This window comes from Flavobacterium ginsenosidimutans (assembly GCF_003254625.1).
In the GTDB taxonomy this organism is placed as follows: Bacteria; Bacteroidota; Bacteroidia; order Flavobacteriales; family Flavobacteriaceae; genus Flavobacterium; species Flavobacterium ginsenosidimutans.
The window spans coordinates 161,223-176,986 of sequence record NZ_QJRJ01000081.1; the positions used below are offsets into that span (position 1 = coordinate 161,223).

The window sequence follows — 15,764 nt, forward strand, 5'->3', positions numbered from 1 at the left end:
TTTGCTTTTAAGTTAATGGGATTCTGATTATGAAGATGGTTCCGTTTGGAAAATTGTCCTGTAAAATAATCTCTCCATTATGGTTTTTGATTATTCCATGAACTACACTTAAACCTAATCCACAGCCATAATTGACTGGTTTGGTTGAAAAAAAAGGTTCAAATATTTTTTCTTTAATAGTATCTGGAACTCCAGTTCCTTGATCTTCAATTTTTAGGTATAAATTGTTTTCATCATGATCCACAATAATTTTGATGATGCTTTTTTCTGGCGATGCATAAACTGCATTTATGAGTAGATTAAATAGAACTTGCGTAATTTGAACAGAATCTACTTTTGCAATAACATTTTCATCTTTAAAAATTAATTCAGTTTTGATGCCTTTTTTTTGAAAATTCGATTTTAGAAATGATAAAGCAAAAACTATAATTGGTTTTATTTCTTGTGATTCTAATTTTTGAGGCATTTCGCAAGAAAAGAACATTAGTTTTTTGACAATTTCCCTCGAATAGATAACCGAATTAATAACGATTGAAATGTCTGCATCAATATCAGAATCAATATTTTGCTCTTTTATCAGTTCTGCAAAACCCAAAATATTACCTAAAGGTGTGTTTAGTTCATGAGCAATTCCAGCCGTCATTTCCCCAAGGAGAGTAAGGCGTTCCATTCGCTCAATAGTTTTGCGTAATAAAGCCTTTCGTTCTAATGTTTGATATTTTTCAATATAATTTCCAACCTCAATTGCAATGGTATCAAGAAGTTTTTGTTCATCATCGTCGAAGTCATTTTGTGTATATTTTTTAGCTGGATAATGTACTTTAATATGTCCGCAGTCCACTTTATTTACCTGTATAAAACTAGATTGGGAAATACTTTCTTCCATTTGTTCTGAAGTAGATAAATGATAATCTGTAACATGAATTTCGACAATAGTATCTGCACTATATCTCCACGCATTTTTTATGCTCATGATAATATCATGCAGGGTTTGGATGTTGATCGAATTTGATTTTGAAATAATCTTTGAAATTTCGTAAAGACAAGTAAGTTCTTTGATTTTTTCTCTTAAATTTTCTTCAGTTGATAGTAAATACATTGTAGGAAAATATTTTCTTTATTTTGAATTCGATTCAAAAGTAAGTAAATATTTTCGTACTTAAAATAAAACACATTGTTTAGTTAACTATTTGAAAACAAAATAAATAACATTTGTTTTTACGTCTTATTTTATTGTTTTTTTGACTTTTTAAGGTAGAGTAAAAGAAAAGTTTTGTGTACAAAATCGCTTCTGTTTTTATTTATAAGGAGAAAAAAAAGTCTTATTCTAATATTTTAAAAACTTTATTGCCCTAATTAAAAATATGGTGAAACTACTTTTGTTGTAAAATATATCTGAACGTATAAAAATGAATACCACTAACTTTTTATTAGAGTTTGAATTGAATATTTCTGAGATCAGAAAATTAAACAAAATGTATTTCGAGCATTTGTTTCGAGACCGATTCATATTTATTTCACTTTTCTTTTTGCTGGTTCTCATCTTTTTTGATTTTGCTTATATTAATGAAGACCAAGATATTTCTGCTTGGTTGATAAGAAGCTTAGCTTTAATTGTTTTTTTCGTTGTAATTGAATATTCTTTTATAAATACAATTTCGAAAATTGGTTTTCAGCTGACTAAGAAATTTCTAAAATCTGATAGATTTCATAACAGATATAAAATTAGATTCACGAGCTTAGAAATTTATGTAAAATCTCCATTGGGAGAACTTATTCATAAATGGACATCGATTGAAAAAGCAATTTTGACTAAAAATTTTTTATTTCTGTATGTTAGAGGTAGAAACAATTATATTATCTCAATTTCTAATAAAGATTATGATTTTAGAAAAATGGAAGAACTATTGGCTTTTGTTGAAAAGAATGTAACTCACATTATAAAAGTTTAAAATGAATAAAAATGGCTTATCATATTAATTTTCTGACTTATAGGGGTAATTGTTTTTTCGCAGCCTAGTTAGTTTTGCAATATGTTTTTAATAGATCAAAATGCAAAAGAAACAGGTTTTAGTGTACGATAACAATGGAGTCTTTTTAAAAATGTTTAAAAGAAGATTTAAAGAAGAGTTTGATTTCTTTGAAGAATCTTTATTATTTGAAAACGAAAAAAAAGAGTTTGATCATATAGTTTATGCAATACATGATAGGAAAGAATTGCTTAACTTTTTATCACAGGAAAAAAACGAACCAAATGTTTTGGTTTGCTTATTTAATGTTCAATTCTTTAGAAGTGTCTCATTTTTGGAAGTAGCAAATAATTTTATTCTAATTGATGAATCTAAAACTAGAAATGAAATTCTGAAAGAACTGAATGCTTTTTTTAGAAAGAAATTGGATCACAAAACAGAAAACAAACCTTTTATAGCATCTAAAATTTCTAAGACAAAACTTCAGGAATACTATAAGGCAATGTATTTTTTAATGTAATTTATTTTATTTTTTTATATTTTTTCACGCACAGATTCTATAAAATTTGTGCATTTGTTTGCAGGATAGGGTTTTTCTCTATCCTGCTTTTTTTTATAATAGTGTAGGAATTCTAAAACAAAGTTTTTATTTTTAAGTGTTGTTATAAAAATTAAAACTCTTAAATTGTTCTAAAAAAATATAGAATGAAAAAAGCAGTATTATTTTATCTTCCAATTACTTTAATAACAGCCTTTTTAACTAGTTGTGGAGTTTCTCAAAAGGTTTCAGAAAAAACAATTGTTTTAAAAAATAGCAGTTCTTTAGCGCTATCACAAAAGGCAATTTCTATAAAAAAAGACGCTCTTGGTAATGAAAAAGGAGCTTTCCCGATTTTGCTTTTTAAAACAGATACAATTCCAGCACAGGTAAACGATCTTAATGGAGATGGAAAATGGGATGAACTTTTTTTTACTGCTGATTTTTTGCCAAATGAAGAAAAAACGGTACAATTAAAATGGTCTAATACAGATCCGAAATTTACAGTAAAAACTAGTGTTCGTTTTGGAAAAAGGGAAGGGAAGAATCTTCCGGTTCATCCAGATACACAAGAAGTTTTAATGGCAGATCAGGTTCATAAAAAATTAGGCTATCAAAAATATCAGACAGATGGGCCAACTTGGGAAAATGATAAAGTAGGTTTTAGACATTATTTGGATGGAAGAAACTCAAAAGATGTTTTCGGTAAAAAACTTCCAGGCATAACACCAGAAAATGTTGGAATAAATGATAAAGGCGCGGTTGAAGACAATTACCATGTAATGTACGATTGGGGCCGAGATATTTTTCCTGTTGGAAATTCAGTTGGATTAGGAGGTTATGCTTTATGGATTGATAATAAAATTAACCGACTTGGAATTTTAGGAAACGATACCATTAATAATGTTGAAAAAACAACTTTTAAAATTGTAAGCGAAGGTCCTGTAAATTCTGTTTTAAGCTATCATTACGAAAACTGGAAAGCGGCCAATAATTTATATCAAGTTCAGGAAACTACTTCTATCTGGCCGGGAATGTACGGTTATAAAAATACAGTTTCTATTAAAGGGATTAAAGGAAAGGAAACTTTCTTAGCGGCAATTTCTAACTTAAATAATAAAAACCCGCTTCAGGTAATTGAGTCTGGAGATTGGATTTGCCTTATTCAGCATGACTATTTAACTTACGAACGTCAATGGATTTTAGGGACGGCAATTTTAGTTCCTGCAGCGATTTACCAAGGTTATATTGAAGCTCCGAAAACAGGACAGTTAACTGATTCTTATTTGGCTAAATTAACCGTTCAAGATAATAAAGAAATCAGCTATTATGCAATTGCAGCTTGGGAATTGAGTGCAGACAAGGGCTTCAATGATTCAGCATTTTTCACCAATTATGTGACGAATTTGGCAAAACAGCTTTCTGTTAAAATAAAAGTTGAAATTAGATAACTGGACGTTATAAACTAAAAGACTGAGAGAGGTAAAACTGAAATAAAATTAGCCTTCTAAATCCTCCATATCGAGATTAAAATTGAAGTATTCTAAACAGTCTGGTGAGGATTTTTCTCCCTTTTGGGGTAATTTTTCTCTGGAGAAATTAACAAATAGAAGTACTTTCAGACAATATGTGAAAGAAAATTTTATTGCTTGTAACACTTTCTACAAAGCCTTAAAATAGGAATGATTTAAAAGTTGTTATAATAAGTATTTGATTGTTAATGCATTGTGTTTTGTGATGTTTTAGAAAAACAAGAAGTCAATTTATTGTAAAGAAAATGAATGAAAAACTGCATTAAATTTAACAGCAAAATTGTTGTAACTATCACACAAACTTTTATTTTTGTGGCTTAATTTAACAATATATAAGCATGAAAGATTTATTAGTAAAAATCAACGCCGAAATTGAAACATTCAAAGCTGAAGCAGAATCTTTAACTGAGAAAGGAATTAAAGCTGCTGGACCAAGAGCACGTAAATCGACTTTGGAAATTGAAAAACTTTTAAAAGAGTTTAGAAAAGTTTCTATCGAAGAATCAAAAAAATAATACAACTAAAACCTCGTCAATCGACGAGGTTTTTTTATAAATAAAAGTAGTCACGAAATTCTTTAAAGGATTGATTATTTGACTAGTCTTTAATGCTGTAAAGTATTTGTTGAAAATCAGCTTTAAATGTATTCTTTCGTTCTATTGGCACCCACGAAATGAAAGTGTAGAAAGTGGTTTTTGTTTCGGCAACACCAATGAAGTAGTAAAACTTTTGTTTTCTTTCTTTATCGTAATAGGAAACATCTGTTTCCATAAAATTTATCAACCCTTTTGTAAAATAAACTGGCTTTGAAGCTTCTTTTTCTTGTTGCTCAAAAAAATCATCTACCAGATTTTTACAAAAGTCATTTATAGAAGAGTAAGTCTCACCAGATAATGCCAAATTTTCTTTGGTTTCATATATTACACTTCCAAAGACGTTATTTTCAATACTTGTATATTCTATTGCCGAATATGAATTTATTCCGCTGGTTTTACTCATATAAAATGGCAGGCTTATATGAAATAAATGTCCACCTATATATTCTTTAAATTTTGACTCGACCTTGACTGAAGGATCGTTAACAACAGTTACATAAGTTTCAGGTGATTTTAGAATTTGACCTTTATAGAGAACAAATAACTGAGGCAGTTTTTGCTTTCCTAGCGTAATTGCTTTAAACGAATAAGAAAATGCAGTTTGATAAGAAGTTACGGTTTTATCTTTAGTAGTTGCACTATATGTGTTTGCAGGACCACCAATTTTATCAAATTGATTTAAATCTAATTTCTGAATTGAATCGCGCTTATATTTAAATTCAACGGGAATCTCGTATCTGACATAAATATTTTCATTAAGTTGACATGTTGATCTGTCAAATTTTATCTTTATTTCTTGCGCTGATAGATTATTAGTGCAGAAGGTTATAAAAAAGAAGAATAGAAGTAATTTTTGATATTTCATTTTTAGTATTGGTTTTAAAGGAATTTAATTTACAAAAGCGTTTTTACTTTCGTCTTAGCTCAGTAGAAATTAATTCTTTTGTGTTTAAATCATATGTTTTAGTAGCATCACTGCTATAAAACTTAATTTGTAATCTCTTTTTCTCCATAAAATCAAATTGGTACGAGCAATTATTGCCTTTGTCTTTGAAGTTAATAATTTCCTTGCCATCCGGATTGTATATGGAATACAAATTATAATTTCCTTCGTTTTTAATTGCAAAATAGTGAAAACTGAGTAAGTTATTATTCTTGAAAAAGTTTATAAGCTCTGGGCTTGGCTGTGTAGTAGGACTTAAATCTTTCATGGAAATTTTGGAAAATTCTGCTGGCAGGATAATTTTTCCACTTAGATCTATAATGCCTTTTATATCTCCTTGTTTTTGTGGTGAAAAAACAAAAAGTTTATCTAGAATAATTTCTTTGCCAAAATAAATATTAGCGCCATACATTACACTGTTTTTAACCGGTTCAAGAAAAGGGTATGCAAATGGAGAAGCAGTTCCATCAAAACCAATAATCTGTATTCCTTTTTCAGTTTCAGAAAAATAATATTTTTTATCGCCACTTATAACATTTTTAGCAGGATTAGGTTTTACGTTTAATGTACTGTCAATAACGGTATCATAATATTCATTTGGTTTTTGGTTTTCTGATTTGTCTATCTGAGTCCATATTTCATTTTTGTCTTTTACATATAAATATTTTTGAAATCCTCGAGTATGGTTTTTGAACAGAATTTTTGTATCAGAATTAAGATCAAAACACCCAAACTGCTTATTATCCTTAATATAAATCATATTTTTGCCAAGATGCGTTATTGAAGAATAAGTGCAAAGTTCAACGGCATTATTTTTATTTGCGTCTAAGCGAAATAATTTATCATCGCAATTTATCATATTGATTTCGCCTGGCATTTTTTCCTTACCCCAAAGCTGTTTTTTAGTAATAAGGTAAAGTTGTTTATTGTGGTAAAAAAGCGATTTTACATCTTCGCCTTCATCAAAAGTATATAACAATTTGCCATTTACATTAAAAAGGAAACTTTTCACATAAATTAAAGCAGTATCCGCCCTATAAGATCCAAAGTAAAAAATATCTTTTGATTTTGGAGGATAACTGTCACTTGTCAAATATCGATCTATCCAACCATATTTTGCAGGAATCAGAATTTGCTGGGTTTTGGTAACCATTACACCAGATGTAGAACCGTCTGAAAATTGAGTATAAGGAGTGTCAGGATAAGGCCAATATATTAATTTTGCTTTGCAGGAATTGAGTAAAATACAAAATAGAACCAACAAAATGTAGCGTATGTTTTTCATAGTTTTCCTTTTATTATAAGGATACAATAAATTGCAAAAAGGTTGGATTATGTTTTGTTTATTTCAAAAAAAATCAAAACCTCCAAGATATATGCTATTTTGGAGGTTTTGATTGTATTCAGAAAACTCAGGATATCAGTGTCTTAGAGTCTCAGAATCTTAAATAGAATTTCTATCAATAAAATTAAAAGGCACTTTTACCTGACCTTTTTCTTTATTCAAAATCATTCGGGCAGCGGTTTCTCCCATGATATTAAAATCAGTTGACATTACTGTAATTCCTAATAATTCTTTTAAAGGTGTATCGTTGTATGAGATTACGCCAATTTCTTTTCCTAAAACAAATTCCTCATCGCGAATTTGCTTCATCAGATTTACAAGGTCAGATTCTTCGATTGTGATAAACAAATCACCTTTTTTCAAAATCATATCATCATAAACTTCACTCAGAATCTCAAAATTGATTTCATGTTCTACGCAGAATTTTCTAAATCCGTGTAAAATTCTTCTTGGATAGGGATAAACAGCTTTGTCTGGATAAACCAATATTAAGCGTTTGTATTTCATGATTTTAGATAAACCTTCTTTCAAGGCATTGTAAATATCATTTTCAAAATCCTGATAGATTTTAATCACTTCATCACCAGCACCCAATTTGATATTATCTAAAATCACTAATTTCTCTTGCGGAATGTTTTTTATTGCAGCAACAACTTCATCAGTAAAACTTAAGTGTTTCAGTTCGTCTGTTTTGAAATGTGTTGTAATCACATAATAATCATAAGCACCCTCAAATTTGTCTAAAATATTCAAAAACAGAGTTTCATCGCAATGATAAATTTGAAGATCAACGAGTGCATTAGCTCCCAAAGTATTAATAAATGAACTGTAAGTTTTCATTTTATACGAGCTCAGCTTATTGGTCAAAAACAAAATATTGACTTTAGATTCAAGCTTAGTTCTTGTAATATAATAGCCTTTTCCTCTAATCGAAGAAATGATTTTTCGTTCCTTTAAAATATTGTACGCCTTTTCTACAGTATCGCGAGACATATAAAATTCTTCGCTGAAACTATTTATAGAAGGAATTTTTTGATTGATTTTTAAATTTCCGTTGGCGATGTTCTGAAGAATAGAGTCCACAATTTGTTTGTATTTAGGAACTCTCGAATCTTCGTCTATTTTAATAAGTTTAATCATGTTCATTTGAGGAAATCTGCTTCGTGTTTCAACGAAACTCACTTTTAAATCTAACTTTTATTAAAAAAATCTCTTTAATCAAATAATCTTACGAGCAAAATTATTTTACTTATCAAAAAAGAGAATTTGCTAAGGCTTGTAATCTTTTTTTTATAATTTCTAAATTTTAACCCGAATGCGGATTCAATAATTACGAAATCGATTGCTAAAGTAGCCATTTTAAATTTATTTACCCAAAAAATGCTGGCTGTTATTTCTAATAATCTCTAGTTTTAACAAAAAATACCAAAACCATAAAGGATAGTACAGGACAGTTTTCTTTTTTACATTCTCTTATTTTACAAAACCAAATCACTAACAAACCTAACCTAAACCAAAAACAATAATATGGAGTCATTATTAGGAATCATTTTTCATTCTATCGGAGGATTTTCTTCAGGTAGTTTTTATATGCCTTTTAAAAAAGTAAAAGACTGGGCTTGGGAAAGCTATTGGCTTGTGGGAGGATTTTTCTCTTGGTTAATTGTTCCTCCAGTTGCAGCTTATCTAACGATTCCAAATTTTACAGAAATTATTGCTACTGCTTCTCCATCTATTAAAACCTTCACTTTTACAATGGGATTAATCTGGGGAATTGGCGGTTTAACTTATGGTTTAGGCGTTCGTTATTTAGGAATGTCTTTAGGAAATTCAATTACATTAGGATTCTGCTCTGCTTTTGGAGCTTTAGTTCCTTCAATTTACTATGATATTGTTCCTACAGAAGGGAAGATTTCATTCTCTCACATGCTTACTAATACTGGAGGCCAGATCGTTTTATTGGGCGTGGTTGTATATCTAATCGGAATTGCCATTTCTGGAAAAGCAGGAATGCTGAAAGAAAAGGATTTTGCAACAGGTCACGAAGATAAGGATAAAGACTTCAATTTAGTAAAAGGTCTCATTGTAGCCGTGATTTCAGGAATTTTAAGTTCATTTTTTAATTACGGAATCGAAGCTGGAAAATCAATGGCAGAACAAGCTGTTGTAAATGGGGCTAATCCGTTATTTCAAAACAATGTGACTTATGTAGTTCTGCTTTGGGGCGGACTTACAACCAATTTTATCTGGTGTCTTTACTTGAATTTTAAAAATAAATCAATTAAAAACTATACTGATAAATCTACTCCAATAACTAAAAATGTTTTGTTTTCTGCTCTTGCTGGAACCATGTGGTTTTTACAGTTTTTCTTCTACGGAATGGGAGAAAGTAAACTTGGAAATGGTGCCAGTTCATGGATTTTACATATGGCAACGATCATTTTAACAGCAAACTTTTGGGGATTTTATTTGAAAGAATGGAAAGGAGTTTCTAAAAAAACATTAAGAACTTTTTTCTGGGGTATCGGGCTTATTATGCTTGCAATCGTTTTGGTAGGAATTGGTAACTCATTATAAATAAAAGAAATAATTTAAAATACTATATGTCGAATACAAACACAATTAATGATATGAATTTTAAGCATGTAAGCTACCTTTGGGATGAAGCCAAGGCAGCAGCATTAGCAGGTGATGAAGTAGCGCTTTTTATTTATCGTTCTAACTTGTTAGGAGCTGATTTAAGATTGACCAACTACGGAGGTGGAAACACTTCTGTAAAAATTACAGACAAAGATCCTCTTACGGGAGAATCTTCTGAAGTAATGTGGATTAAAGGTTCTGGCGGTGACATTGGAACGTTGACAAAATCAGGTTGTGCAGCTTTGTATTTGGACAGACTTCGTAACCTTGAAAATGTTTACAGAGGTATTGAGTTTGAAGATGAAATGGTAGAATTATTCAACCACTGTATTTTCGATTTAGCTTCAAAAGCACCTTCTATCGATACGCCTTTACATGGTTTTCTTCCATTCAAACATATTGATCACTTACATCCAGATGCGGCAATTGCTATCGCTGCAGCGAAAGATGGAAAGAAAATTACAGAAGAATTATTCAACGGAGAAATTGGCTGGGTAGGCTGGCAGCGTCCAGGATTTGATCTTGGTCTTCAGTTGAGAGCTTGTCTAGAAGAAGCAGCAAAAAACGGTAAAAAACTACGCGGAATCATGTTAGGTTCTCATGGTTTATTTACTTGGGGAGATACTGCATTCGAAAGTTATATCAATACGCTGGAAGTAATCGAGAAATGTGCTTCTTACTTAGAAGATAATTACGGAAAAAAACGTCCAGTTTTTGGAGGTAAAAAAATCGACAGTCTTACAGAAGCAGACCGTAAATTAAAAGCAGCAAAAGTAGCTCCAATCTTAAGAGGTTTCTGTTCGTCAGAGCGACAGATGATTGGTCATTATACAGACGATGCAAGAGTTTTAGAATTCATTAATTCTAATGATCTTTCGAAATTAGCTCCATTAGGAACTTCTTGTCCAGATCACTTTTTGAGGACTAAAATCAGTCCATTGGTTTTAGAATTAGATCCAAACGAAGATTTATCTGATGTTGCAGCGGTAAAAGCAAAATTAACTCCTGCTTTTGAAGCATACCGTGCTATGTACAAAGACTATTACAATGCATGTAAAAAATCAAACTCGCCAGCAATGCGTGACCCAAATCCAGTTGTTATTTTATATCCAGGAGTTGGTATGTTTACTTTTGCTAAAGATAAAACAATGGCGCGTTTGGCATCTGAATATTATATCAATGCAGTAAACGTGATGAAAGGAGCTGAAGCAGTTTCTGAATATACTTCTTTACCGCACCAAGAAGCTTTTGATATTGAATATTGGTTATTGGAAGAAGCAAAATTACAGCGTATGCCAAAACCAAAAGCATTATCTGGAAGAGTAGCTTTAATTACAGGTTCTGCGGGTGGAATTGGTAAAGCTATCGCTAAAAAATTCGCTCAAGAAGGTGCTTGTGTCGTAATTAATGATATTAATGAAGAGCGTTTGCAAGGTGCATCTGCTGAGTTTATTAAAGCTTTTGGTAAAGATGCCGTTTCTAGCACTTTGTTGAATGTTACTGATGAAGCAAGCACAGAAAAAGCATTAGACGAAGCTTGTTTAGCTTTTGGAGGTGTTGACATTGTGGTAAATAATGCTGGAATCAGTATTTCTAAATCTATCGCAGAACACACTTTAGAAGAGTGGGATAGATTATATGATATCTTGGTAAAAGGACAATTTATTGTTTCTAAAGCAGGAATCGAAGTAATGCGCAAACAAGGTTTTGGAGGAGATATTGTAAATATCGTTTCTAAAAACGCTGTTGTTGCTGGTCCAAATAATCCAGGTTATGGTTCGGCAAAAGCGGCACAAGCGCACTTAACACGTTTAATGGCTGCTGAACTTGGAGCTGATAAAATTCGTGTCAATACAGTAAATCCTGATGCTGTAATTTCAGACTCCAATATTTGGTCTGGCGGATGGGCAGAAGGTCGTGCAAAAGCATACGGAATTACAGTTGAAGAACTTCCGGCTTACTATGCAAAACGTACGTTATTAAACGAAATCATATTGCCAGATGATATTGCTAACGCTTGTTATGCTTTTGTTGGAGGTTTACTTGATAAATCTACAGGAAACGCATTAAACGTAGACGGTGGCGTTGCCATGGGCTTTTATAGATAAAGATTGTTTAGGTTTTTTATATAAGTTTGTTTAAGCAAAAGTGGTTTTTTGTGGTCTAGCGTTCGAATTCTTTCGAACGTTAGATTTTTTTAGCATATAACAATTCGCTTTAACAAAGAAAACTTAACAAAAAAGTGAAGTACAACCAGAGTTTAACAGCTATAGAAATTATAAGTTCAAAAAATATTTAAAACACATAAGATTAAGATATAGAACGCAGATAACTCGGATTCGCTATCGCGAAAACGCTGAAAAAGAAGGATTTTTTTGTTTCACGCAGATTTAGACAGATTTAAGCAGATCTAACAGATTTTAATTTTTAGATGATTAAAAAAAGATTTGCGTTATCTGCTAAAATCCTTTTTAAATCTGCGTGAAACCAGAAAATAAAATCTGCGTCAATCAGCGTTTTCGCGATAGCGAATCCGTAAAATCAGCGTCAAAAATTTCGGTATTAAAACGGCAGAACTATGTGTTAAAATAAATATACTAGACATATAAAATTTATATATTGTAAACTCTATTAAAATATCAATAACTATGTTAATCGGATCAAACCACATCGAATCTCATAACGAGGATTTATTAAAAAAACACCAAAATAAATTAGTTTTTACAGCATCAGAAATTAATGATACAGAAGCGATTATTCAAAAATTAATCGACTTTCAAATTGCCATTCCATCTTGGGCTTTAGGAACAGGAGGAACAAGATTTGGACGTTTCGCTGGAGGAGGAGAACCTCGTTCTTTAGAAGAAAAAATCGAAGATGTTGGTTTGCTTCACAAATTAAACAATGCTTCGGGAGCTATTTCACTTCATATTCCGTGGGATATTCCAACTGATTATAAAGCAATCAAAACACTTGCAAATCAGCACGGATTAAAATTCGATGCTATGAATTCGAATACTTTTCAAGATCAAGCAAGCTCTGAGCACACTTACAAATACGGTTCTTTACAAAATGTAAACAAAGCGGTTCGCAAACAAGCAATTGCTCATAATATTGAAGTTATTAAACACGGAATCGAATTAGGATCTGAGTCATTAACAATTTGGTTGGCAGATGGTTCTAACTTCCCAGGACAATTAAACTTTAGAAAAGCTTATCAAAATACATTAGAAAGTTTAGAAGAAATCTACGATGCATTACCTTCAAACTGGAAATTATTTTTAGAATACAAATGTGCTGAGCCTAACTTTTATTCTACGACAGTAGCTGATTGGGGGCAGTCTTATTCGTATGTTAAAAAGTTAGGCGACAAAGCGCAGACTTTAGTCGATTTAGGCCACCACCTTCCAAATGCTAATATTGAGCAGATTGTTTCTTTATTATTGATGGAAAACAAATTAGGCGGATTCCACTTTAACGACTCAAAATACGGTGATGACGATTTAACTGCAGGCGCATTAAAACCATATCAATTGTTCTTGATTTTTAATGAATTAGTTGAAGGAATGGATGCCAGAGGAATGAATCACGCCAAAGATTTAGGTTGGATGATCGACGCTTCTCACAACATCAAAGATCCATTAGAAGATTTATTGCAATCTGTTGAAGCGATTATGATTGCTTATGCTCAGGCACTTTCTGTAGATAGAAAAGCATTGGAACAAGCACAAGAAGAAAATGACGTGGTAAAAGCACAGGAAATTCTTCAAAATGCTTTCCGTACAGATGTTCGCGCATTAGTTGCCGAAGCTCGTCTTCGTTCTGGAGCGGCTTTAAACCCTGTAGCATTATACCGTTCGATTCAAGTAAGACAAAATCTTATCGAAGAAAGAGGTTTAAAAACAATGGCAACTGGATTATAATTATAAATTATTAATTGTTAATTATAAATTGTGAACTATAATTAACATTTGATAATTAACAATTTACAATTAAAAAAATGAATGTAGTTGCGATTTTTGATATTGGTAAAACAAACAAAAAGGTTTTTTTATTTAACGAAAATTATAAAATTGTCTGGGAGAAATCGGTTAATCTGGAGGAAACCGCAGACGAAGATGGATTTCCCTGCGAAGATATCGAAGTACTTAAAAATTGGGTTTTAGATCGATTATCTGAAATAAAAGAGCTTAAGGATTATGTTTTAAAAGCCATCAATTTCAGCACTTACGGAGCAAGTTTTGTTTATATAGACGAGAACGGAAAAGTTTTAACTCCTCTGTATAATTATTTAAAAGATTATCCAGAGGAATTAAAATCTCATTTCTATGAAAAATACAAAGGAGAAAAAAAGTTTGCTGTAAAAACAGCTTCTCCTGTTTTGGGCAGTTTAAATTCGGGAATGCAGATTTACCGACTGAAAGAACAAAAGCCTGAAATATTCGAAAATGTAAAATACTGTCTACACTTGCCACAGTTTTTAAGTTTTCTTTTGACGAATGAAGCATACGCTGATATTACCAGTATTGGATGCCATACCAATTTGTGGAATTTCAAAAAAATGAAATACCATAAATGGTTGAAAGAAGAGGGTATTTCAGGAAAAATACCACCAATTCATTTTGGAAAAGATGTCATTATGACTCGTGATGATCTGGCCATAGGAGTTGGTCTTCACGATAGTTCATCGGCCATTATTCCGTATACAATCAATTTTACAGAACCTTTTGTATTGTTGTCTACAGGAACTTGGAGTATTTCTTTAAATCCATTCAATAATAAGCCTTTAACTTTTGACGAATCGCAAAACGATTGTCTGTGTTATATGCAGTACACAGAGAAACCCGTAAAAGCGGCACGATTATTTGCAGGAAACGAGCACGAAGTGCAAACCAAACGTTTGGCGCAGCACTTTAATGTTCCAGTTGATACCTACAAAGAAGTTTATTTTGACAAGAAGATTGTAGCCAATTTGCGAGCGCTTAATTATCAAATTTTTTATCCTAAGAAATATAATTTTGATATACTGAAAGAATGCCCTTTTCAAAAAAGAGATCTTTCACATTATAAAAATTACGAAACAGCCTATCACCAATTAATGCTGGATTTGGTAGAACAGCAAGTTTTTTCTACCAATTTGGTAATTCATAATAGTCCTGTAAAAAAGATTTTTGTGGATGGAGGTTTCAGTAAAAATTCAATTTATATGAATTTATTAGCAGAAGCTTTTCCAGATATTGAAGTCTATGCCGCTTCGATGGCGCAGGCGAGTGCTTTGGGTGCAGCATTGGCGATTCATGATAATTGGAATCCAAAACCAATTCAGAACGATTTAATTGACTTGAAATTCTATAAACATTAGGTAAAAACGATCTGTATGTTGTAAATTTGCTGAGAAACGTATTTTTTACATTTTTACAGTACACGCCAAAATGAACAACACACTAAATACTACAACATGAAAATTGGACTTTTTATACCTTGTTATGTCGACCAATTTTATCCAAAAGTAGGAATCGCAACCTACGAATTACTACAAAAGTTAGGTTGTGACGTCGAATTTCCGATGGGGCAAACCTGCTGCGGACAGCCAATGGCAAATAGCGGTTACGCACATTTAACAAAAGGATGTGACGCCAATTTTATTGCCAATTTTTCTGGATTTGATTATATCGTCTGTCCTTCGGGAAGTTGTGTTTTGCATGTAAAAGACCATTTGCATGACGAAAAACAAGAAGAGAAGGCAACAGCAATTCGAAATACGGTTTACGAACTTACTGAGTTTATAACCGACGTTTTAAAAATTGACCACATAGACGGTAAATTTCCGTTTAAAGTAGGAATGCACGTAAGCTGTCACGGTCAGCGCGGTTTAAAGCTTTCGCAAATGTCTGAATTAAACGCACCATTTTTCTCGAAACCTGAACAACTACTACACAATATAGAAGGTCTTGATTTGGTTGCTTTAACTAGAAAAGACGAATGCTGTGGTTTCGGAGGAACGTTCTGCGTTACCGAAGAAGCAGTTTCTGTAAAAATGGGACAAGATCGTATTAAAGATCACGAAAGTCATGATGTGGATTATATTACTGGTGGAGATATGTCTTGCTTAATGCATTTGGATGGAATTCTAAAAAGGCAAAAAAGCAGAATCAAAACCATTCACATTGCTGAAATATTAAATTCACTCGAAAACTAAA

13 protein-coding genes are annotated in these 15,764 nt (G+C 31.8%); 9 read left to right on the forward strand and 4 right to left on the reverse strand.

The genetic code is table 11. The annotated features are described in order from the left end of the window. Positions 1-7 precede the first annotated feature (7 nt). Positions 8-1,099: a sensor histidine kinase gene (locus DM444_RS18970; RefSeq protein ID WP_111289543.1), complete on the reverse strand. Its 1,092-nt coding sequence runs from the start codon at positions 1,097-1,099 to the stop codon at positions 8-10. Positions 1,100-1,409: 310 nt separating this feature from the next. Between DM444_RS18970 and DM444_RS18975 the strand changes: the two genes are divergently transcribed. The 4 genes from DM444_RS18975 (at position 1,410) to DM444_RS18990 (ending at position 4,555) form a co-directional block, all read left to right on the forward strand. Then, a complete protein-coding gene (locus tag DM444_RS18975) occupies positions 1,410-1,952 on the forward strand; it encodes a hypothetical protein (protein WP_111289546.1) in 543 nt (180 codons plus the stop codon). 100 nt (positions 1,953-2,052) lie between these two features. After that, entirely contained in the window at positions 2,053-2,490 is a 438-nt protein-coding gene (locus DM444_RS18980; protein ID WP_111289549.1) for a hypothetical protein, read from the forward strand. A gap of 185 nt (positions 2,491-2,675) precedes the next feature. Beyond that, positions 2,676-3,959 (forward strand): DUF4861 domain-containing protein, encoded by a 1,284-nt coding sequence (locus DM444_RS18985; RefSeq protein ID WP_111289552.1) that lies wholly within the window; start codon positions 2,676-2,678, stop codon positions 3,957-3,959. A gap of 419 nt (positions 3,960-4,378) precedes the next feature. Next, a complete protein-coding gene (locus tag DM444_RS18990; protein WP_008467640.1) occupies positions 4,379-4,555 on the forward strand; it encodes a histone H1 in 177 nt (58 codons plus the stop codon). Positions 4,556-4,637: 82 nt separating this feature from the next. Here the strand turns inward: DM444_RS18990 and DM444_RS18995 are convergent, their stop codons facing one another. From DM444_RS18995 to DM444_RS19005, 3 genes are all read right to left on the reverse strand, one after another. Then, positions 4,638-5,501, reverse strand: coding sequence for a hypothetical protein (locus DM444_RS18995; protein ID WP_111289555.1), 864 nt, complete (start codon positions 5,499-5,501; stop codon positions 4,638-4,640). A 43-nt stretch (positions 5,502-5,544) separates the two neighbouring features. After that, complete coding sequence (locus DM444_RS19000; RefSeq protein ID WP_111289558.1) at positions 5,545-6,864, reverse strand: hypothetical protein; 1,320 nt, start codon at positions 6,862-6,864, stop codon at positions 5,545-5,547. A 159-nt stretch (positions 6,865-7,023) separates the two neighbouring features. Further along, the gene (locus DM444_RS19005) at positions 7,024-8,064 is read right to left on the reverse strand and encodes a GntR family transcriptional regulator (protein WP_111290131.1); all 1,041 of its coding nucleotides are present in this window, start codon (positions 8,062-8,064) and stop codon (positions 7,024-7,026) included. Positions 8,065-8,451: 387 nt separating this feature from the next. Between DM444_RS19005 and rhaT the strand changes: the two genes are divergently transcribed. The 5 genes from rhaT to DM444_RS19030 all read left to right on the forward strand — a co-directional run bounded on the left by rhaT (position 8,452) and on the right by DM444_RS19030 (position 15,763). Beyond that, entirely contained in the window at positions 8,452-9,501 is a 1,050-nt protein-coding gene (gene rhaT, locus DM444_RS19010) for an L-rhamnose/proton symporter RhaT (protein ID WP_111289561.1), read from the forward strand. Positions 9,502-9,527: 26 nt separating this feature from the next. Then, complete coding sequence (locus tag DM444_RS19015; protein ID WP_111289564.1) at positions 9,528-11,672, forward strand: bifunctional aldolase/short-chain dehydrogenase; 2,145 nt, start codon at positions 9,528-9,530, stop codon at positions 11,670-11,672. Positions 11,673-12,212: 540 nt separating this feature from the next. Then, positions 12,213-13,487 (forward strand): TIM barrel protein, encoded by a 1,275-nt coding sequence (locus DM444_RS19020; protein ID WP_111289567.1) that lies wholly within the window; start codon positions 12,213-12,215, stop codon positions 13,485-13,487. Between the two features lie 77 nt (positions 13,488-13,564). Beyond that, positions 13,565-14,926, forward strand: coding sequence for an FGGY-family carbohydrate kinase (locus tag DM444_RS19025; RefSeq protein WP_111289570.1), 1,362 nt, complete (start codon positions 13,565-13,567; stop codon positions 14,924-14,926). Between the two features lie 96 nt (positions 14,927-15,022). Continuing rightward, positions 15,023-15,763 carry a (Fe-S)-binding protein gene (locus DM444_RS19030; RefSeq protein ID WP_111289572.1) on the forward strand — a complete coding sequence of 247 codons (741 nt, stop codon included), beginning with the start codon at positions 15,023-15,025 and terminating at the stop codon, positions 15,761-15,763. Position 15,764: the final 1 nt, after the last annotated feature.